General features: G+C 54.1%; 18 protein-coding genes and 2 other annotated features. Of the genes, 9 read left to right on the top strand and 9 right to left on the bottom strand.

The window, feature by feature from the left end; genetic code table 11:
- Window positions 1-100: 100 nt before the first annotated feature.
- The 7 genes from M3200_RS00950 to M3200_RS00920 all read right to left on the bottom strand — a co-directional run bounded on the left by M3200_RS00950 (window position 101) and on the right by M3200_RS00920 (window position 6,248).
- On the bottom strand, window positions 101-793 hold the full coding sequence (locus M3200_RS00950) for an amino acid ABC transporter permease (protein WP_022381670.1): 693 nt from the start codon (window positions 791-793) through the stop codon (window positions 101-103).
- Window positions 794-802: 9 nt separating this feature from the next.
- Entirely contained in the window at window positions 803-1,486 is a 684-nt protein-coding gene (locus M3200_RS00945) for an amino acid ABC transporter permease (RefSeq protein ID WP_022381669.1), read from the bottom strand.
- Window positions 1,487-1,553: 67 nt separating this feature from the next.
- Entirely contained in the window at window positions 1,554-2,396 is an 843-nt protein-coding gene (locus M3200_RS00940) for a transporter substrate-binding domain-containing protein (RefSeq protein WP_022381668.1), read from the bottom strand.
- A 12-nt stretch (window positions 2,397-2,408) separates the two neighbouring features.
- Complete coding sequence (locus M3200_RS00935; protein ID WP_022381667.1) at window positions 2,409-3,251, bottom strand: transporter substrate-binding domain-containing protein; 843 nt, start codon at window positions 3,249-3,251, stop codon at window positions 2,409-2,411.
- 16 nt (window positions 3,252-3,267) lie between these two features.
- On the bottom strand, window positions 3,268-3,750 hold the full coding sequence (locus tag M3200_RS00930) for a GNAT family N-acetyltransferase (protein ID WP_022381666.1): 483 nt from the start codon (window positions 3,748-3,750) through the stop codon (window positions 3,268-3,270).
- Between the two features lie 14 nt (window positions 3,751-3,764).
- Window positions 3,765-5,099 carry an MmgE/PrpD family protein gene (locus M3200_RS00925; RefSeq protein ID WP_022381665.1) on the bottom strand — a complete coding sequence of 445 codons (1,335 nt, stop codon included), beginning with the start codon at window positions 5,097-5,099 and terminating at the stop codon, window positions 3,765-3,767.
- Between the two features lie 21 nt (window positions 5,100-5,120).
- Window positions 5,121-6,248, bottom strand: coding sequence for a glutathione S-transferase family protein (locus M3200_RS00920; RefSeq protein WP_022381664.1), 1,128 nt, complete (start codon window positions 6,246-6,248; stop codon window positions 5,121-5,123).
- Window positions 6,249-6,338: 90 nt separating this feature from the next.
- Window positions 6,339-6,591: a binding site (T-box leader), on the bottom strand.
- 44 nt (window positions 6,592-6,635) lie between these two features.
- Window positions 6,636-6,845: a binding site (T-box leader), on the bottom strand.
- Between the two features lie 346 nt (window positions 6,846-7,191).
- Here M3200_RS00920 and M3200_RS00915 point away from each other — a divergent pair.
- From M3200_RS00915 to M3200_RS00905, 3 genes are all read left to right on the top strand, one after another.
- On the top strand, window positions 7,192-8,382 hold the full coding sequence (locus tag M3200_RS00915; RefSeq protein WP_022381663.1) for an MFS transporter: 1,191 nt from the start codon (window positions 7,192-7,194) through the stop codon (window positions 8,380-8,382).
- Between the two features lie 13 nt (window positions 8,383-8,395).
- Window positions 8,396-9,277 (top strand): LysR family transcriptional regulator, encoded by an 882-nt coding sequence (locus M3200_RS00910; protein ID WP_022381662.1) that lies wholly within the window; start codon window positions 8,396-8,398, stop codon window positions 9,275-9,277.
- A 176-nt stretch (window positions 9,278-9,453) separates the two neighbouring features.
- Window positions 9,454-9,693, top strand: a complete 240-nt coding sequence (locus tag M3200_RS00905; protein ID WP_022381661.1) for a hypothetical protein — start codon at window positions 9,454-9,456, stop codon at window positions 9,691-9,693.
- A gap of 68 nt (window positions 9,694-9,761) precedes the next feature.
- Here the strand turns inward: M3200_RS00905 and M3200_RS00900 are convergent, their stop codons facing one another.
- Window positions 9,762-10,178, bottom strand: a complete 417-nt coding sequence (locus M3200_RS00900; RefSeq protein ID WP_022381660.1) for a MarR family winged helix-turn-helix transcriptional regulator — start codon at window positions 10,176-10,178, stop codon at window positions 9,762-9,764.
- On the bottom strand, window positions 10,175-11,185 hold the full coding sequence (locus tag M3200_RS00895) for an alpha/beta hydrolase (protein ID WP_022381659.1): 1,011 nt from the start codon (window positions 11,183-11,185) through the stop codon (window positions 10,175-10,177). Before M3200_RS00895 ends, M3200_RS00900 begins: the two co-directional genes overlap by 4 nt.
- 106 nt (window positions 11,186-11,291) lie before the next feature.
- On the opposite strand from M3200_RS00895, the gene M3200_RS00890 reads away from it, so the two are divergent.
- The 6 genes from M3200_RS00890 to ileS all read left to right on the top strand — a co-directional run bounded on the left by M3200_RS00890 (window position 11,292) and on the right by ileS (window position 19,077).
- Window positions 11,292-12,179, top strand: coding sequence for a LysR family transcriptional regulator (locus M3200_RS00890; RefSeq protein WP_022381658.1), 888 nt, complete (start codon window positions 11,292-11,294; stop codon window positions 12,177-12,179).
- A gap of 88 nt (window positions 12,180-12,267) precedes the next feature.
- Window positions 12,268-13,611, top strand: coding sequence for an MATE family efflux transporter (locus M3200_RS00885; protein ID WP_022381657.1), 1,344 nt, complete (start codon window positions 12,268-12,270; stop codon window positions 13,609-13,611).
- A 24-nt stretch (window positions 13,612-13,635) separates the two neighbouring features.
- Window positions 13,636-14,124, top strand: a complete 489-nt coding sequence (locus M3200_RS00880; protein ID WP_022381656.1) for a pyridoxamine 5'-phosphate oxidase family protein — start codon at window positions 13,636-13,638, stop codon at window positions 14,122-14,124.
- A 70-nt stretch (window positions 14,125-14,194) separates the two neighbouring features.
- Window positions 14,195-14,734 (top strand): flavodoxin family protein, encoded by a 540-nt coding sequence (locus tag M3200_RS00875; RefSeq protein WP_022381655.1) that lies wholly within the window; start codon window positions 14,195-14,197, stop codon window positions 14,732-14,734.
- Window positions 14,735-14,762: 28 nt separating this feature from the next.
- On the top strand, window positions 14,763-15,866 hold the full coding sequence (locus M3200_RS00870) for an MBL fold metallo-hydrolase (protein WP_022381654.1): 1,104 nt from the start codon (window positions 14,763-14,765) through the stop codon (window positions 15,864-15,866).
- Window positions 15,867-16,212: 346 nt separating this feature from the next.
- A complete protein-coding gene (ileS, locus tag M3200_RS00865; RefSeq protein ID WP_022381653.1) occupies window positions 16,213-19,077 on the top strand; it encodes an isoleucine--tRNA ligase in 2,865 nt (954 codons plus the stop codon).
- Window positions 19,078-19,318: the final 241 nt, after the last annotated feature.

The raw sequence follows: 19,318 nt of genomic DNA, 5'->3' as shown, positions 1-19,318 counted from the left end.
CACAAATATATATGTTGGTATCCTCTGCTCGTATATACCCACGCAAAAGGGCCTGCGGCGAAATGATTGTACATTTCGTCACAGACCCTTTTCTATTTCCCTATCTCAGGTAGAAGCCTGCTCTTCTTTCTGCGAAGCGGAAGCCTCTTTCGATGGCTATGCTGAGCGCCCAGTAGATGAGGGCGGCGGAGATGTAGATCTCGAGGTAAAGGTTCGTCAGGGCAGCCTGAATATTGGCGGCGCCGAAGAGTTCGACGACGGTGATGAGGGCTGCGATGGAGGTGCCTTTGAGGAGATTCAGGACTTCGTTGGCCATCATGGGGAGAGCGAAGGTGAGTGCCTGCGGAAGGATGATGTTCTTCACGGTGCGGTAGGTGGAAAGGCCTATGACCTGGGAGGCTTCGATCTGTCCTTTGGGGACGGAGTAGAAGGCGGAGTAGAAGATTTCCGCAAGGTAGGCTCCGGAGTGGAGGCCAAGTCCGACGACGGCATAGGCGAATGGCGGGATCGCGGCGATGAGGGTGAGATCTGCCTGACCGCGGATCATGAGGAGGATCATCGGCAGTCCGTAGAAGACGACGTAAAGGATGATGAGTGTCGGTACGGCGCGTCCGAGAAGGATATAGGCCTGGGAGACACGCTGCAGGACGGGGATGCGGTAGATGCGGGAAAGGGCTGCCCCAAGTCCCAGCACAATCGCAAGAAGGAGCGAGAGGAGGAGAAGTTCCAGCGTCGCAGGAAGGTAGGGGAGAATCTGAAGTGTCATTTTCTCCATTTGGTCAAAGTTCAGCATATTTCCTCCTTACGCATAGCGGAATGAACGGTTCACGATGATGACGCCGATCTGGACGATGGCGCAGAGGGCGATGTAAATGAGCCCGACGTCAAGGTAAAGTTCCAGGTGGTGGTAGCTGTAGGCGCCCATGAGGTCTGCCTTGCTCATCATGTCGACGACGCCGGCATTGAAGATGAGGGATGTATTCTTGAGGCAGGAAATCAGGGTATTGCCAAGGACCGGGACGGCGAAGCGGAAGGCCTGCGGGAAGATGATCCCGAGGTAGGTTCGCTTCTTGGTGAGGTTCATGGCGCGGCAGGCTTCGAGCTGTCCTTTTTCGACAGCCGAGAGGGAGCCTCTCACGACTTCGGAGAGGTAAGCGCCTTCATGAAGCGACATCATGAGGAGGACGAAGACGATGCCCGGCACGGAGCGGATGTCCGATGCGCCGAAGGCGCGCAGCACCTGCGGAAGTCCGAAGCAGATGAGGAAGAGCTGGACGAGGAACGGGGTGCCGCGGATGAAGGAAATATAGACGGAGGAGATCTGCGAGAGGACAGGGGTCTTGTGGATCCTTGCCAGCGCAGTGACGGCTCCTATGGCAAGCCCGATCGGGAAGGAGACGGCTGTGACGAAGAGTGTCACGTCAAGGTAGGAGAGCAGGATAGGGAGCGAGCTCACCATGTAATTGAGATTGAAGAATTGGTCCAAGAGAAACGCCTCCTTTCAGGAAAGGGTCTTGGAAATGAAATGGCAGAGTCCCGGGCTCTGCCGGGTCTTACTGCTGTGGTACGGTGTAATCCTTGCTGAGGAACTGTTCAGAGAGTTTCTTGAGCGTGCCGTCGGCCTTCATGTCTTTGAGTGTCTTGTCGATGGTGTCGGCCAGTTTCTGGTGGTCGTCATCCTTCTTTAATGCAAAGTAGGTAGGAACACTGGAAATGACAGGGCCTACGGCTTTGATCGAAAGGCCGAGTGTCTTTACGGCGTCTGTGATGGAGACTTCATACTGCGGGGTAGCATCGGCGCGGCCGGTGACGACGAGGTTTGCGCCTTCGGTGAAGCCTTTGTCGGTATAAATGAGTTCAATCGGAGGGTTGTAGGTCTTGTTGAGATCCTGCAGCTGACGGACGGCCTCGCTGTTCGTCGTGACAGCGACCTTCTTGCCTTTCAGATCTTCAAGGCTGTTGATATCGTTCCTGTCATTCCTGACGGCAATCTTTCTGGCGGTGTAGTTGTTGACTTCCTTGGTATAGATCGTCTTTGCGGCTCTTTCGTCCGTATATCCGACCTGATTGGCTACGATATCCGCCTGGCCTGATTCGATGGCGACGAAGGCGGCAGAGGTAGGCATCATCTTGTATTCGAAGTGGATGTCGGGGTTCCTTTTTTCGACTTCTTTCAGGATTTCCACGTCATAACCGGTGAGATTTCCTTTTTCGTCCACATAAGTGAAAGGACGGAAGGTGCCGCGGGTGGCAACGATATAGGTTTTTGATCCGGCGGCCTGGCTCTTGGCGGCTGAGGAAGCGGCATCCTTGTCTCCGCCGCATCCGGCAAGGGTGACGACGGATGCGAGTGCCAGAGCGGCTGCTGCTCCTTTAAGAAGAGAAGAAAAGTTCATGGGCGCTCCTTTTTACTGCTGCGGTACGGTGTAATCCTTGCCGAGGAACTCTTCAGAGAGTTTCTTGAGTGTGCCGTCGGCCTTCATGTCTTTCAGTGTCTTGTCGATGGTATTGGCGAGTTTCTGATGATCTTCATCTTTTCTCAAGGCGAAGTAGGTCGGGTCGCTGGCGATGACCGGTCCTACGGCTTTGATCGGAAGTCCGAGTGTCTTGGCAGCGTCTGTGATGGAGACTTCATACTGCGGGGTGGCATCGGCGCGTCCGGTGACGACGAGGTTGGCGCCTTCGGTGAAGCCTTTGTCGGTGTAGATCAGGTCCATCTTCGGATCCATGGTCTCATTCAGCTTCTGGAGCTGGCGGGTGACTTCGCTGTTTGTCGTGGTGACGACCTTCTTGCCCTTCAGGTCTTCGAGGCTGTTGATGTCATTCCGGTCATTTCTGACGGCCAGTTTTCTGGCGGTGTAGTTGTTGACTTCCTTGGTGTAGATCGTCTTTGCGGCGCGTTCTTCATTGTAGGTGATCTGGTTGGCGACGATGTCGACCTGGCCGGATTCCATGCCTACGAAGCCTGCAGAAGGCGCCATGGTCTTGAATTCAAAGTGGATGCCGGGGTTTCTTTTTTCGACTTCCTTCAGGATTTCCACGTCATAACCGGTGAGGTTGTTCTTGTCGTCCATGTAAGTGAAGGGGCGGAAGGTGCCGCGGGTGGCTACGACGTACGTCTTGGCGCTGCCTGCCTGGCTTTTGGCGGCAGAGGCAGAAGCGTCCTTGTCTCCGCCGCATCCTGCAAGGGTGATGACGGAAGCGGCAGCGATGACGGTGGCTGCGATTTTGAGGATGGATTTAAGCTGCATGGTGAGGTCCTTTCGATCAGAGATACGATTTTTTCATGTAAACGGTTTGGTGGCTGTTGCCGGGGAGCGTCTTTGTCTCGACGGTTTCAAATCCCCAGGATTCATACATTTTGACGAGCCAGGGATGCTCAGCGGCTGTGCCGAGGGTGACGGCGGGGGTGCGGAGTTCTTCTTTGAGGATTTGTTCTTCCAGGAGGAAGAAGAGTTTTCTTGCGTATCCCTTGTGCTTCTCTTCCGGTCTTGTGGAGACCCATCCAAGGTGGGGCACGCCGTAGGGGCCCGGTTTCTTTACCCATGGCATGCGCAGTGTGATGGCGCTGACGAGGCGGCCTTCGATAAAGAGGCCGTAGGTGGGATTCAGGATGAGCCCGCGGATGAGTTTTTCTTCCGGGAGCGTGACGGCGGCGAAGTCGATGCCGAGCTCCCCGTCTGCCTGATAGGCATCATGGACGAGGGCGGCGTATTCATGGCCGTCATTGACATTCAGTAAGCGGTACAATTTGACTTCCTTTCTTATACATGGCGGGGCGCTTCGGAGAGAAGCGAGAGAAGCTCTTTCATGGAAGGCCCTCCGGAGAGAAGCGTGATCATTTCTTCTGCGTACGCTTCATCGGAAGCGGCGGCGAGTTTCTTCGTGAGGTCGCCTTTGGTGAAGGGGTGATCGGGCGAGCCGTCCGGTTTCAGGATTTCTTCTGTGAAATGCCTGCCGTCCTTCGTATCGGCTGTGACGACGATGCGGCGGACTTCCTGTCCGGCAGGGGGAAGGTCTTCCTTGATGCCGAACTTCGGAAGGGCTCTAATGAAAGCGGCCGGCGTCTTTGCCAGGCGGAAGAGGTCGTCGTCGACGTCTCCCTTCGTGAGGATCTGCCAGGCGACATATTCCATCGAGAAGCGGCCCTGCTGGCCGGTCTTCGGCGCATGGTAGTGGAGCGAGTAGCTTTTGCCGGGCGGGAAATGGAAGATCACTTTAGAGATGACATCCAGCGTGACGCCTTTCTTCCAGAGTGACTTCAGTGCGGCGGCGCCGGGGATGGCGGCGGAGCAGTACTGGTGCTTCTTCATCCAGAGGCCCGGTGAAATGAGCTCGCCGGGGGAAAGCCAGCGCTTGGAAAGGGCGCCTTCTGCGATCGTCTTTCCTGCCGTGACGGCGGCCCATCCGTCGTCGTTGTTGAAGGCGCTCGTGCTCGATGTGAGAGCGCAGTCGCGGATGAGGAAGTAGGAGAAGACGGCGTTTCTGGCGGCAAATCCGGAGTGGAGGGGCTTGGTGTCTGTCCCTGCCTCAAGGCCGAGGCCCGCGGATTCCGTTGCGCCCAGGGAAAGGAGTTCGCTCGCTTCTTTCAAGGGAAGGCGGCGGAAACGGGCAATGGCAGCGGCGGCTCCGATGGGGCCGATCGTGGCTGTCGGATGGTAGCCGCGTTTTTTGTGGGCCGGATTCACGAGTTTCCCGAGGAGTCCCTCGGTTTCGGCTCCGGCTGTGTATCCTGCAAGGAAATCTTCGAAGGTATCGGAGGGATCCGCAATCGCAAGGAGAGCGGAGAAGATGACGGTGCTGAAGTGGCCCATGAGGTTCGCTTCTGCGTCGTCAAAGTCCAGGTAGTGGGATGCAAAGCCATTGAAGAAGGCAGCGTTTTCCGGCGTCGTCCTTACATCAAAGCCAAGAATGTCCCTCTCGCCTTTGCGTGTGGCAAGGAAAGCGGCTGTCCTTCTGACGGCTTCTTCCCTGCTTCCTGCCAGAGCGGATGCGAGGTAGTCGGCGAAGGCTCTTCTTCCAGCCTCAGCCAGATCGGGGCGTCTTGTGACGTCTGTCTTTAGGATGAGGCTTGTCAGTTCCTGCGTGATGGGATCCATGATTCCTCCTTTCATCCCTGATTATTTCTTGGAAAATTTCTCTGCTCTGTCATTCGGTTCCAGCCAGCGGCTGTCATCCGGGCCTTTCGGCATGAGTCTTGGCATATCTGCAAACGGGGTGTGGTCGACGTAGTAGAAGCGAAGACGCATGGAGTTGAAGTCCGTGTTCCCTCCGAAGGCCGGGTTGCTGAAGAGGTCTTTCGCGTAGTTCCAGAGGTTCGGGTAATCGACGAGGCGTTTCTTGTTCAGAAGATATTTCTGATAGAAGACGAGGTCGAAGCGGGTCAGCGTGACGAAGAGGCGGATGTCCGGAGAGGTGATGGTATCGCCCATGAGGTACCGGCGGGTGGAAAGTCTTTCTTCCAGCCAGTCCAGACGGTCGAATACGAGATCATAGTAGTATTCGTATTCTTCCTGCGTCCCTGCCAGAGCCGCCAGATTCACGGCCAGATTTACGTCGGCATAGATGACGTCGTTCAGTGCATCGATGTCGTAGCGGAGTTCTTCGGGATAAATATCCGGAGCGTCCTTGTCGATGTATTCCTGCCAGCCTTCATAGAGCTGGATGTCAAGGTCGTGGTAGTCGTTGTTGACGACAGCGCCGGTCGTGACGTCGACGAGAGCCGGGACGGTCGCGCGCTGGTCGTAGTCCGGATTTCCCTTCTTGTATGCTTCCATGAGGGAATGGATCTTGAGGACGGGGTCCACATCATCCTTGTCGAGTGTGAAGTACCAGCCGCCTACGACACCTGCCGGGCGAAGCGGATCGACGACGCCTTTGGAAATGACTTTGTCCAGGCCCAGGAGGTCGATTGCAATCGCGATGCGGTTTGCCCATGGGCAGTGGCGGGACCAGATGAGGCGGTAACGGCCCGGCTCTACAGGGAGCTGGCCCTTGCCGCTGCCAAAGGAGGCAGTGAACTGCGGCTCTTCATCGTCGTCGTATTTCTTTCTTGCTATGTTGAAGTTCGAAGCGTCCTCTCCTTCGCCGTACTCCTTGTCGATGCCGTTGGAGCGCGGGTTGGTGGACTGGAACTGGGAAAAGTCGATCGGGCAGGGGTTCATTGCGCGTTTCACTTCTACGTGCGCACGTGCTTCGCGGATGCTCGGGTCAATGATAAAGTCTTTGATTTTTTCGAAATCGGCCATGGTATGTTCCTCCTACGGAATAAGAAATTATTCGCCGCGGGGAGGAAAATGGGCCTAAAAAAGCCTCCGCCCCGGGCATTCATTTGAATGTCAAGGGACGGAAGCTCCGTGATTACCACCCTGATTCGCCCTGGGGTCACCCCGCAAGGCCTTTTGAAGTGCTTATGGGACCCGGTCAGGCTCCATACACTCCTGCGCTGTAACGGGCGTCTCCCGGGCCGCCTACTTCGTTCGGCGCGCCAGCTCAGAAATGCACTTCACTATCTTACGGTGTTTCCCTTCTCACCTTCCGGGAACTCTCTTTGCGCTTTCAGACAGTTACTCTTTTCCTCATTGCCATGATGGATTTCTATGCTTTGGACAGATATAAAAAAACTCTCCTCCCCATAAAGGGACGAGAGCTTAGCTTCGTGATTCCACCCAATTTCATGTATTTCTACATCTCATGCGCGCTGTATCGGGCGCTCCCGCTGCGGCTACTTCATTCGCCTGCAGGGCTCGGAAATGCACTTCGCTGATTTCTCCTTGTCCGCTTCCACCGTCCGGACTCGCTTGAAAGGAAAAGGTTCAGGTACTCTTTTTCTTCATCGCCAAAATTATGTTGCACTTACTTTACCATTCCTATAGAAGCTTGTCAATGCAAGAAATAGAAAAATTCGTATATGAATTTCACGCTTTTCATCCTGCGAATCCATACTATTTGTATAAATAAAATAAAGAAGAAACAGCAGCATGGAAAAGAATCAGGAATGAAATAAAATAAGAAACCCATTTCCTATAACGAAATTGAATAAGAAAACCTGCGGAATAAGAAACGATGAAAGTAAAATGTTTCTCTTCTCTTGATAAAACATTTCGGTTACCAACTCTTTATTCTTAGGGAGTATAATAAGAAAAGGACGGGAAACCGCCCCATTCAACTAGAAAAGAAAGGAGAGGGGATATGAAAAACTGGAAACATGTCATATACCTCGTCTGCGCGATCCAGATCGGCGCAGGCATCTCCATGATGGGCATCATGTCCTTCCTGCCTTTGTTCCTTTCCGAGCTCGGCATCACCGATCCCGGCGAGGCTGCTTTCTGGGCAGGAATCATCATCGGCGTCACACCGTTCATGATCGCATTCTCCGCACCGTTCTGGTCGATCCAGGCGGACAGGCGGGGACCGAAGACGGTCATGTCGATCGTCCTTATCGCCGTCGTGCTTTCGTCCTTCTTCAGCGGCATAACGACAGCGCCCTGGCAGCTACTGCTGCTCCGCACCCTGCAGGGACTTGTCGGAGGCTTTGTCCCAATAGGTCTTTCCATCGTCGTCTCTGTCACACCGGAAGAGAAGACGTCCTGGTCGATGGGATACTTCCAGGCGGCCATGGTCATGGGCATCATGTTCGGACCGCTCCTTGGCGGCGCTGTGGCAGATACCTTCGGCTACCGCATGCCGTTCTACGCGTTCTCGCTTCTTGCTTTCCTCTGCCTTATTGCCCTCCAGATTTTCCTGCCTGACATCCACAGGAAAGGGGCGGCGAAGGAAACGGACTCCACATGGAGCCAGATCAAGTTCTTCATGAAGATTCCGCGTGTGCGCATCATGACATTCATGCAGTTCCTCTGCAACTTCGGCATCACCGGCATCGGGCCGATCCTGCCGCTCTATATCAAGTCGATGATGGGGGATTCGCCCATCGTTGCGACCGTCGTCGGGTTCATTATCTTCATTTCCGGCGGCTGCAGCGCGCTCGCATCGCTCAATACCGGCCGCATCACGTCGCGCTTCGTCATCCATCGGGTGCTCATCACCGCGACGATATTTGTCGGCTTCACCTTCATCATGCAGTACCTCATGACGACCGTCGCGGGACTTGGTTTCTTCCGCGGCATCACGGGCCTTGGCATGGGCTTCATCGCACCGTGCACGAATACGATCATCGCCAAATCTGTGCCGCCTGAAAAACGCTCGATCGTCTTCGGCGTCGTTTCTTCCGTCTTCCTGATGGGCAACGTCGCCGGCCCTGTCTGCTCGGGCGCCATTGCAAACTACTTCGGCTATGCCATGGTCTTCTGGTCCACAGCTATCGCTTTCTTCCTTGCTGCCTGCGTCATCATCTGGAATTTCAGGGGCGAAAAGGAAATTTAAGTAAGGAGTCATTATGGAAATCCGCGTTTTGAAATACTTTCTTACGGTCGCCCGCGAAGGGAGCATCACGAGAGCGGCCGAGATCCTCCACGTCACGCAGCCTACGCTTTCCCGCCAGATCCTGGAGCTTGAAAGGGAAACGGGCGTGAAACTCTTGGACAGGGGCAGCCGTCATGTGAGCCTTACCTCTGACGGGCTCCTTCTCAAAAGGCGTGCTGAGGAAATCGTCGATCTCGTCGACAAGACGGAAAAAGAACTCTCCGGCAACAAGACCGTCGAGGGCACGGTAAACTGCGCCGGCGGCGAGCTCCTTGTCATGGATCATTTTTCTGATCTCATCATGCGCTTCCAGGAAAAACATCCCCTTGTCCGTTTCGATATCAATACGGACATCACGGGGAGGGTGAATGAAAAAATGGACTCCGGCCTGATCGACACGGCCATCTTCGTCCGTCCCTTTGATGCGGAGAAGTATGACTACGTCCCGATCGGCCCCGAAGCCCGCTTCTGCGCCGCCATGAGGACAGACGACCCTCTGGCACAGAAGGAACATGTCACAAGAGAAGATCTTGCAGGAAAGAAACTCGTCCTCATGAGCCGCGGAGAACTCAATGCGGATATCCGGAGCTGGCTGGGAGACGTCTGTGAGACAATCCAGACGCCCATCCACTGCGACCTTGGCGCGAATTCCTCCCTCTTTGCCAAGAGGAAAGGACTCTATATCATCACGACAGAAGGCACCATGCCGCTTGTCGACGACCGCATCGTCAAGTACGTCCCGCTCTACCCGGAAATGCGCATCCAGACAGTCGTAGCATGGAAAAGAGGCCAGCCCTTCGGACGCGCCGCCCAGGCCTTCATCGAATTCCTCAAGGAAGAACTGGGAGAAAAATAAAAGAATAAAAGAGGCTGTGGGAATGTGACATCATTTCTACAGCCTCTTTTTACATGCCTCGGCTTCCACTATTCATTTTATGTATGGATGAGTCATGAAAATGGGCATTGGATATGATTTCCTTCTTCTTCTACAATACAGATAAAGAGAGCGTCACAAGCGCTGGAGGAGGAATCATGAAGAAATATATTTTAGCCGCCGTCCTTCTGCTTGGCATGGCAGGAGCTGCGGGTGTGAGCTACGGGAGCGGCTCGACGGAGGATCTGATGGCTCCGATCGCTTATACAGACTGGGAAATAGGAAAAGCCAAACCGACGACAGGAAATCTCGTCGCTGTAAGGGATATGAACACGGCGGTCCCGGCCGCTGTGCCACCCGCCTGCCCAAGCCAGAAGAAAGTATGCAGTGGAAAATAGCGTAAAAAAGAGCTGTGACAAAATGGGAAATCATTTTGCCACAGCTCCTCTTTAACTTGAGGAATCTCTTAAAGGTTCTTTTCTATTTTATCCAGAAGTCTTGCGAGCTCCTCCATTTCTTCCTTTGTCAGGGAAGAGGTGAGGGCATCGTTTGCTTTTTCATCGAGGGCGGAGTATTCTTCCGTGAATTTCTGCCCCTTCTCTGTCACGGTGAGGATCAGGTTCCTGTGATCGGAGGGGTCGGGCGTCCTCTTGATGAAGTTTTTCTTTTCAAGGCGCTCTGCCAGGGATTTCACCGTGTTCGGCGTCTTTTCGATGAGGCGCCCCAGCTCCTTCTGGATGAGGGGCTGGTTTTCGGAAATCGTCTTCAGGGCGACCCACTGCTCGACGGTCATGCCTTCTTCCTTGAAGATGAGGTCGATCTGGTAGTGGACCTTCCTTGCGATGCGGCAGAAGGCATAGCCCGGTGTTTCGTCTAGTTTCATTTCAGGTACTTGTTGAAGAAGTCCGTGATGATGGAGAGGGCTTCGGCCTGATCCCAGTAGACGCCGCCATGGGCTGCGCCTTCGACGAGGTAACGGTCAGAGGGGATGCCTTCCTTCCGGAGTGCCTGGAAGAGAAGGTCTGTCTGGCTCGGGGAGACGACGAAATCCTTCGTGCCATGCATGAGAAGCATAGGAGCGCTGTTCTTTCCGACGTAAGTCATGGGATCAGCCGCCTTGGCAGCAGCAGGATCGGCCAGGATGCCGCCGTCACGTCCGCCAAAGACAGGAGAGCCGTTCACCCAGAGGGCTTCGGTAGCGCCTGCGGACTTGTGGGCTTCCTTCACGGCGTCGGAGTAATCATCGCCGATGCGTGTGAGGTCGGAGAGGCCGTAGAGATCGACAGCTGCCTTGACGCTGCTGGACTGGTCGAGGTTTTCGCCCTTGTCGAATGTCGTCGTGCCGCTTGTCACGCCGGCCATGGCAGTGAGGTAGCCGCCTGCGCTTCCGCCTACGATTCCGATGCGGTCAGGATCGATATTGAACTTATTGGCATTGGCGCGCAGGTAGCGGATGGATGCCTTCACGTCTTCCAAAGGCTGCGGGAATACAGCCGTCGGAGCGACGCGGTATTCGATGGATGCGACGACGTAGCCGGCTTCAGCCAGGTGCATGCGGAGCTGGATGCCGTTATCCTTGTTGGCATTGATGAAGCCGCCGCCCGTGACGTAGACAATCGCCGGAAGCGGTGTCTTGGACTGGGGTTTCAGGATATCCATCTTCATGGCGACGTTCTCATAGCCGCGGGACGGCACCTGTTCATAGACGACGCCGGAGATCTGCTTGATTTCCGGTGTCACGACATTGACTTTCAAAAGATGGCTCTCTGCCTTGTTCGGCATATTGGCCGTTGAAGAATCGACATTGATAGTAGGTTCCATAGCGAATGCGCTTCCTCCCGCAAGTAAAAATCCGGACAGCGCAAGGGCTGTCAGCCATTTCTTATTCATATAGACTCCTTTCCGCCTTTCGGCAAGGACAATTTATTTGACAATTCCATATTAGTACGATATGTTACTAATTGTCAAGACGCCCTTTAACGGGCAGGAGGAAATCATGGACATGCGTGTGATTCATTATTTTCTGGCGGCCGCCAGAGAGGAAAATATCACAAAGGCAGCGAAGCGTCTCCACATGACGCAGCCGACGCTTTCCCGTCAGCTGGCCGAGCTGGAGTCTGAGCTTGGTGTGCGTCTTTTCGAGCGCTCGAGCCGAAGGATCACACTGACGAGCGAGGGCATCCTCTTCCGCCGCCGCGCAGAGGAAATGGAAGAGCTTCTGGCCAAGACGAAGGAGGAAATTTCTTCGGGAGAGGAACTGGCAGGGACGGTCGCCGTCGGAGGCGGCGAGCTCCTTGTGACATCTGTCTTCGTTTCCCTGATACGGAAGTTCCAGAAGGAGCATCCCCATGTGTTCTTCGATTACCAGACGGGGGTCACGGACCGCGTCACCGAGCGGATGGACATGGGCCTCATCGATGCGGCTGTCCTTGTCCGTCCCTTTGATTCGGTGAAGTATGATTCCGTCCCGATCGGTCCCGATGCTCGCTGGGGCGTCATCATGAGAGCGGATGATCCCCTCGCGGAAAAAGAATCCATCCGGAAGGAAGATCTTCTGGGGAAGACGGTCATCCTTCCCGGGCGCCTTGAACTCAATGCAGAAATCGCAAACTGGCTGGGGAGTGTAAGGAAGACAATCACGTCCCCAATCAAGTGGGACCTGGGCGGAAGCCGCGTGATCCTTGCAGAAGATCCTGGCTGCTATGTCATTACGACAGAAGGCGCAGCCGCGCTTTTTGATGAAAGACGCCTCTCCTTCCTGCCGCTTGAACCGGAAAGGAAGATAGAGACGGTCATTGCATGGAAGAAGGACCAGCCTTTCGGACGCGCAGCAGAAGCTTTCATCAGGTTCCTCCAGAAGGAAGCGGCAGAAAAGGGCCTTTGACAGGACCGGATGCCGCCTTATTATCCGTTAATCATTTTGTGATTTTTGTTATAATAAGAAATATAGAATAAGAAGGGATTACGGATATATGAGAAAAATGGACATGCTCCATGGGTCGATCGGCGACAAGACGGTTTCTTTCGCCATACTTCTGGCGGTCACAGGGATCTGCCAGCAGCTTTTCAATGCCATCGACATCATCATCATGGGGCGTTTTGTTGGTAAGGAAGCCATGGCCGCCGTCGGCAGCAATGCGCCGGTCGTCGGGCTTCTCGTTACGTTCTTTGTAGGGATTTCCCTTGGCGCGAACGTCGTCATTTCCCAGTACACGGGGCAGGGAAATCTGGAAAAAGTAAAAAAGGCCGTGCATACGACGATCGTCTTCGCCGTTCTGGCGGGCATTCTTTTTGCCGTGCTCGGCGTTTTCAGCGCGGATTCAGTCGTCAGGCTCCTTCAGGTGCCAAAGGAAGTCGAGACAATGTCCCGCGAGTACCTGGAAACCATATTCATCGCGATGCCGGGCATCCTTGTCTATAACTTCACCTCGGCGATTTTCAGGAGTCAGGGCGATACGAGGACGCCGCTCATGTGCCTCTTTGCGGCCGGCACATGCAAGGCATGTCTGAGCCTTTTCCTTGTCGTCTACTGCGGCATGGATGTCGTCGCCGTGGCGGCTTCCACCGTCTTTGCGACGCTCATGAGCTCTTCGCTTCTTCTTTACCTCATGAAGAATACGAAGAGCGCGATCCACATTTCCTTCCATGATATGAAAGTGGACTGGGGGATTCTCCGCCAGATCCTTTCCATCGGTACGCCGGCCGGCGTGCAGGGCGCTGTCTTCAGCCTGTCGAATGTCGTCATCCAGGCGGCCATCAACAGCCTCGGCGCAGAGGTCATGGCAGCTTCGGCGGCTGCTTTCAATCTGGAAATCCTTGTGTACTACATCATGAATTCCTTCGGGCAGGCATGCACGACATTCACGGGGCAGAACTACGGCGCAGGCCTTCTTTCCCGCTGCAGAAGGGTGGGGAAGATCTGCACGCTGCAGAATCTGGCCGCGACGGTCGCCTCTTCCATGATCGTGCTGGCGGCAGGGCCGTACCTCCTTTCCGTTTTCAGCTCCGATCCGGAAGTCATTGCGCTTGGCATGATCCGCCTCGAATTCATTTTGATTCCTGAACCGCTCAATATGATTTCTGAAGCTGTTTCAGGTTTCCTTCGTGCCTTCGGAAAGTCCCTGGCGCCTGCCATGGCAGCGCTCGTCGGCATCTGCGGCACGCGTATTCTTTACGTTTTCACTATTTTCCCGACGCACCAGACCTTCACCTGGCTCATGGCGGTCTATCCGCTGAGCTGGCTGGTCGCTGCCGCCGGCATACTTTTCGTTCTTTACTATTACCGCAAGCTCTACATGGGGCCTGACCGCGTGTAGACCATTAGGAAAAGGGGGATTTCCATGACAGAAATGAGAAGAAAAGACAGGAGAGTCACCGATGAAGCTCTCATCGATTCCATCCTGAAGGAGTGCGGCGTCGTCCGCATCGGCCTCTATGATGAGGACAGGATTTACGTCGTGCCCGTCAATTACGGCTATACGTATGAGGACGGCAGACTTTCCATTTATTTCCACGGGGGAAGAAGCGGACACAGGCTGGACTGTATCCGCAGGAACCCGAAGGCAGGCTTTGTGATCGATACGGGGGAAATGGTCATTCCTGCTGAGGAAGCCTGCGATTTCACGAATCATTACCATTCCATTATCGGAAGCGGCATTGTGACAATCCTTGAAGATCCGGCGGAGAAGTGCCGGGGCCTTGAAATCATCATGGCACAGACATCTGACAGGAAATGGGCCTTCACCGAAAGGATGGCCAATCAGGTCGAGGTGTACAGGCTGGACGTGGAAGAATTCCAGGCCAAGGCCAATCCGCCCCTTCGCAAATGACCGTCTCTATAATGACCGTCTCTATATAAATAACAATAAAAGGGAGTAAGGGATTAAGGAGGAAAAAGGTATGGGAAAGAAAGTCACTGTGATTTCTACAAGTCTTCGTCACGGGAGCAATTCGGCCGTTCTGGCGGATGCTTTTGCCATGGGCGCATCGGAAGCGGGCAATGAAGTGACGCTCATCTCGCTCACAGGGAAGGACATCCATTTCTGCACAGGCTGCCTTACCTGCCAGAAGACGGGAAAGTGCGTCATCCATGACGATATGAATGATATGCAGGAAATCGTCCGTACGTCTGATGTTCTTGTGTTTGCCACGCCGATTTATTATTATGAAATGAGCGGGCAGATGAAGACATTCCTCGACAGGCTGAATCCGCTCTACATAGCCGACTGCCAGTTCAAGGATGTCTACCTTCTGGCTTCAGCCGCTGAAGAGGATGAGTATGCGATGAAAAGAGCGAAGAGCGGCCTTGAAGGATGGATCGAATGCTTCCCGCAGTCGCATTTTGCCGGCTCTGTCTTTGCAGGCGGCATGACGAATCCGGGCATGGCGAAAGGAAGCGCTGCCTTTGAGGAAGCCAGAAAAGCCGGAATGAATGTATAAGGAAAGCCATTTTAGAAGAGGAGGAACTATGTTTCATATATTGCGCTGGGTCGTGGCGGCCATCGCCCTTCTGGGCGTCTTCGGGGACTGGTTCGTGAACCAGCCGCAGATGGATCCTTTGATGACGCCGGAAAGAAAGGCGCGCATCGAAGCGTCTCCGCACTACGTGAACGGAGAATTCGTCCCCGAGACGCCGCATGAGAAGGTCAATCCTTCCCTTGGCTTCTGGAAGGAATTCTTCTTCCCGACACCGGGAAAGACGATACCATCCGACCCCATGATCAGCGTGAAGACGAACCTGAGACAGCTCCCCAGGGACAAGGACGTCCTTGTCTGGATGGGGCACTCCTCTTACTATATGCAGCTGAACGGGCACAGGATCCTGATCGATCCCATTTCCGCCGAGTATGCATTGCCTGTTCCCTTCGTGGACAAGGCTTTTGAAGGAAGTAATATCTACACGCCCGACGATATACCGGACGACATCGACGTCATGGTGCTCTCCCACGATCACTGGGACCACCTCGACTATGACTTCGTCCGCGCCATCGAGCCGAAGGTCAAACACGTCGTGACCGGCCTTGGAAATGGCGGATACTACGAAAAGTGGGGCTACCCGCTTGAAAAGATTTCTGAAGAAGACTGGAATACGCCCGTCAAGATCGACGATGGCCTGACCGTCTGGGTCCTCCCTGCGCGCCATTTCTCCGGAAGGATGCTGAAGAGAAATCAGACACTCTATGCAGGCTTTGCCTTCATCACGCCGGGAAGGAAAGTCTTCTACAGCGGCGATGGCGGCTATGACGGAAGATTTGCAAGGATCGGCGACCAGTTCGGCGGATTTGACCTGGCGATCCTGGAAGACGGACAGTACAATAAGGACTGGCACTCCGTCCACATGATGCCGGAAGAAACAGCCCAGGCAGCCGTCGACCTCCATGCTAAGACCGTCGTTCCCTGCCACAATGGCAAGTACCCGCTCTCCACGCACCAGTGGAAAGACCCGTACATCCGCCTTGTGAAAGCAGCACACGAAAAAGACCTCACGCTCCTGACCCCCATGATCGGAGAAACCCTCCGCATCGGGGACCAGAACCAGTACTTCGGCCGCTGGTGGGAACTAATGAATTAATTAAGAATAAGAGGGAACCCGGTTTCTCCCTCAATCTCCTTCTTTCAAAAAGTTTCTTGACTTACCATACGGTAATCAGTAAAATAAATAATACATATAAGCGTGGATGAAGACGGTCCGCACAAGCATGAGTCCAAAGAGAGCCCCGGTCGGTGAGAAGGGGCGGCGAGTGGCGCGGATAGATCACTTCGGAGCTTCAGGGAAGAAAAGCCCTGACGGGACATCGTTAACTGTACCGAGTGGCCGTAAGGTCATGAGGGTGGTACCACGGGATAGAATCCCGCCCCTTATCGGGCGGGATTTTTTTATTTTGGAAATCGAAGATTTCCTTAGGAGGAATTTGAAAATGGATTACAGCAAAACCCTGCATCTGCCTCAGACAGAATTCCCGATGCGCGGCAACCTTCCGAAGAAGGAACCGGAATTCGTGGATTTCTGGCAGAAAAATGATTTGTATGAAAAGAGAGTGGAGAAGAGACAGCATGACGGCGCTCCGACTTTCGTCCTGCACGACGGACCTCCCTATGCAAATGGCAAGATCCACATCGGCCATGCACTGAATAAGACACTGAAGGACGTCATCGTCCGTTACAAATACATGGCTGGCGACAATGCCAACTACATCCCGGGCTGGGATACTCACGGCCTTCCGATCGAATACGCAGTCCTCAAGGACTCCGGTGAAGACCGCGCCAACATGACCCCGCTCGAACTGCGCAGAAAGTGCCTGGAATACGCTAAGAAATGGATCGCTATCCAGAAGGAAGACTTCATCCGCATGGGCGTTGTCGGCGATTTCAAGCATCCATATGTCACCTTCGATCCGCACCTCGAAGCTAAGGAACTCGAAGTCTTCGGCGAAATGGCCAAGAAGCACTACATTTACAAGGGCAAGAAAGCCGTTTACTGGTGCCCGCACTGCGAAACAGCCCTGGCTGAAGCAGAAATCGAATACAAGGACAGAAAATCCCCGTCCATCTACGTCAAGTATCCGGCTGTGGATATCAAGGGCCTTGGGCCGGACGGCGTCGATCCATCCAAGCTCTTTGCCGTTATCTGGACCACCACACCGTGGACCATCCCGGCATCCCTCTACATCAGCGTGAACCCGAAATTCACCTATGTATGGGTACACAACAAAACCGCTGATGAATACTACCTCATGAGCAAGGAACTCGCTCCGGCTGCCATGGCTGACTGCAAGATTGAAGACTACGAATTCGTAGGCCGCGAAATGCTCGGCGCTGAATGGGACCTCGCAACCTTCCATCATCCGCTGGCCATTTATAACCGCACTATCTATGTCCTCGAAGGCAACCATGTCACCCTTGATGCCGGCACAGGCTGCGTTCATACCGCTCCTGGACACGGCGTTGAAGACTTTGAAGTTTACAAATCTTATGAAAACGCTGGCAAGCTGAAACAGGAAGTCGTCTGCCCGGTTGATGAAAAAGGCAACATGACTGCTGAAGCAGGCGAATTCCTCCAGGGCAAGAGCATCTGGGACGCAGAAGGCCCGGTCATCTCCGCTCTAGCTCATGAAGGCCACCTCCTTGGCAAGAAATCCATCCACCATCAGTACGCACACTGCTGGCGCTGCAAGAACCCAGTCATCTATCGTGCTACCGAGCAATGGTTCGCATCCATCAACGACTTCAGAGATAAAGCACTGAAAGCTGTCGACGATACACGCTTCATCCCATCCTGGGGCCATGACCGTCTCTACAACATGATCCGCGACCGTCAGGACTGGTGTATTTCCCGCCAGAGATCCTGGGGCGTGCCGATTCCTGCATTCTACTGCGACGACTGCGGCAAGTGGGTCATCACTGATGAAACGATGAAGAAAGTCGAAGAAATCGTAGAAAAAGAAGGCACCGATGCATGGTGGACTCATTCCGCTGAAGAACTCCTTCCGGAAGGCTTCAAATGCCCGCACTGCGGAGGCACCCATTTCCATAAAGAAAAAGACATCATGGACGTATGGTTCGACTCCGGCTCCACATGGAACGGCGTCCTCCGTTACCCGCATGAAGACTGGAAGGAAGACGGCGTACAGTTCCCGGCTGACCTGTACCTCGAAGGCTCCGACCAGCACCGCGGCTGGTTCCATTCTTCCCTCCTCTGCTCCGTAGCAGTCAATGGATACGCTCCATACAAAGCAGTCCTGACACACGGCTTCACCATGGACGGCGAAGGCAGAAAGATGTCCAAGTCCGTCGGCAACGTCGTTGCTCCGCAGGACATCATCAACCGCTACGGCGCAGACGTCATGAGACTCTGGATTTCCTCCGTCGACTATCAGGGCGACGTCAGACTGTCTGACAAGATCGTCAAATCCATGAGCGACGTATACAGAAAGATCAGAAACACATTCCGCTACCTCATGGGCAACCTGTACGACTTCGATCCGAAGAAGGACAGCGTAGCATATGAAGATATGGAAGAAATGGACAGATGGGCACTCCTGCGCCTCGAACAGGTCAAGAGAACCGTCCTCAAGGCTTATGAAGACTATGAATTCCATGTCATGTACCATGCCGTACACAACTTTTGCACCGTCGACCTTTCCGCTATCTACCTGGATATCCTGAAAGACCGCCTCTACACAGAAAAAGCAGACTCCCGCCTCAGAAGAAGCGCGCAGACCGCTATGTACAAAATCCTGACAAGCCTCGTCCGCCTCGTAGCTCCTGTACTCTGCTTCACCGCTGAAGAAGTATGGCAGGACCTCCCGAACAAGGAAGAACGCGAATGGTCCGTCCACATGGCATCCATGCCGGAACTGAACGACAAATTCCTCGACAAGGCACTCGATGAAAAATGGAAGAAACGCCTCGCAGTCAGAAGCGTCATCACCAAAGCCCTCGAAGAAGCCCGCCAGGCAAAGACCATCGGCCACCCGCTCGACGCTGAAGTCACCGTCTACGCAAAAGGCGAAGCTTACGATATCCTCAAAGCTATGGAAAAGGAACTTGCAGATTTCTGCATCGTATCCCAGACCAAACTCGTAGAAGGCACCGAAAGCGCTCCTGAAAACGCAGTATCCGACGATGAAGGAAACGTCAAAGTTACCGTCTCCGTCTGCGAACTCGAAAAATGCGAACGCTGCTGGAAGAGAACCCCGGACGTCGACTCTGACCCGGCTCATCCGCACGTATGCGCACGCTGCGCCCACGTCCTCGCAGAAACCGGCGAAGCTGGAGAATAATAAACATAGAACAACCAAAAAGACCCGCAAGGGTCTTTTTGCGTGGGGGAGAACAGGGGAAATACAGCAGCTTTCAGCCGAAGGCTGGTTGGCATGTTTTCCTAGGCTGTAAGCCGGCTGTATGGTTTTAATCTCATCACCACACAAAAAGGGGCTGTGACAAAATCCGTTAAAACGCTGCTTTTTTCTTTTCTCGAGCGAAGCGAGGTTTAAGGGTGTTGACCTTGCTCCGAAGGAGAAG

Origin of the sequence: Dialister sp. CAG:357, from assembly GCF_000435155.1 — a bacterium.
Lineage (GTDB): Bacteria > Bacillota > Negativicutes > Veillonellales > Dialisteraceae > Dialister > Dialister hominis.
The sequence above is the reverse complement of the archived record's forward strand: the minus strand, read 5'-3'. Positions and strand labels throughout refer to the sequence as shown.

Excerpts from the sequence above, each read along its gene's own strand:
- M3200_RS00950 (WP_022381670.1), bottom strand. The coding sequence starts at position 793 with ATGCTGAACTTTGACCAAATGGAGAAAATGACACTTCAGATTCTCCCC.
- M3200_RS00940 (WP_022381668.1), bottom strand. The coding sequence starts at position 2,396 with ATGAACTTTTCTTCTCTTCTTAAAGGAGCAGCAGCCGCTCTGGCACTC.
- M3200_RS00935 (WP_022381667.1), bottom strand. The coding sequence starts at position 3,251 with ATGCAGCTTAAATCCATCCTCAAAATCGCAGCCACCGTCATCGCTGCC.
- M3200_RS00925 (WP_022381665.1), bottom strand. The coding sequence starts at position 5,099 with ATGGATCCCATCACGCAGGAACTGACAAGCCTCATCCTAAAGACAGAC.
- M3200_RS00920 (WP_022381664.1), bottom strand. The coding sequence starts at position 6,248 with ATGGCCGATTTCGAAAAAATCAAAGACTTTATCATTGACCCGAGCATC.
- M3200_RS00915 (WP_022381663.1), top strand. The coding sequence starts at position 7,192 with ATGAAAAACTGGAAACATGTCATATACCTCGTCTGCGCGATCCAGATC.
- M3200_RS00910 (WP_022381662.1), top strand. The coding sequence starts at position 8,396 with ATGGAAATCCGCGTTTTGAAATACTTTCTTACGGTCGCCCGCGAAGGG.
- M3200_RS00905 (WP_022381661.1), top strand. The coding sequence starts at position 9,454 with ATGAAGAAATATATTTTAGCCGCCGTCCTTCTGCTTGGCATGGCAGGA.
- M3200_RS00900 (WP_022381660.1), bottom strand. The coding sequence starts at position 10,178 with ATGAAACTAGACGAAACACCGGGCTATGCCTTCTGCCGCATCGCAAGG.
- M3200_RS00895 (WP_022381659.1), bottom strand. The coding sequence starts at position 11,185 with ATGAATAAGAAATGGCTGACAGCCCTTGCGCTGTCCGGATTTTTACTT.
- M3200_RS00890 (WP_022381658.1), top strand. The coding sequence starts at position 11,292 with ATGGACATGCGTGTGATTCATTATTTTCTGGCGGCCGCCAGAGAGGAA.
- M3200_RS00885 (WP_022381657.1), top strand. The coding sequence starts at position 12,268 with ATGAGAAAAATGGACATGCTCCATGGGTCGATCGGCGACAAGACGGTT.
- M3200_RS00880 (WP_022381656.1), top strand. The coding sequence starts at position 13,636 with ATGACAGAAATGAGAAGAAAAGACAGGAGAGTCACCGATGAAGCTCTC.
- M3200_RS00875 (WP_022381655.1), top strand. The coding sequence starts at position 14,195 with ATGGGAAAGAAAGTCACTGTGATTTCTACAAGTCTTCGTCACGGGAGC.
- M3200_RS00870 (WP_022381654.1), top strand. The coding sequence starts at position 14,763 with ATGTTTCATATATTGCGCTGGGTCGTGGCGGCCATCGCCCTTCTGGGC.
- ileS (WP_022381653.1), top strand. The coding sequence starts at position 16,213 with ATGGATTACAGCAAAACCCTGCATCTGCCTCAGACAGAATTCCCGATG.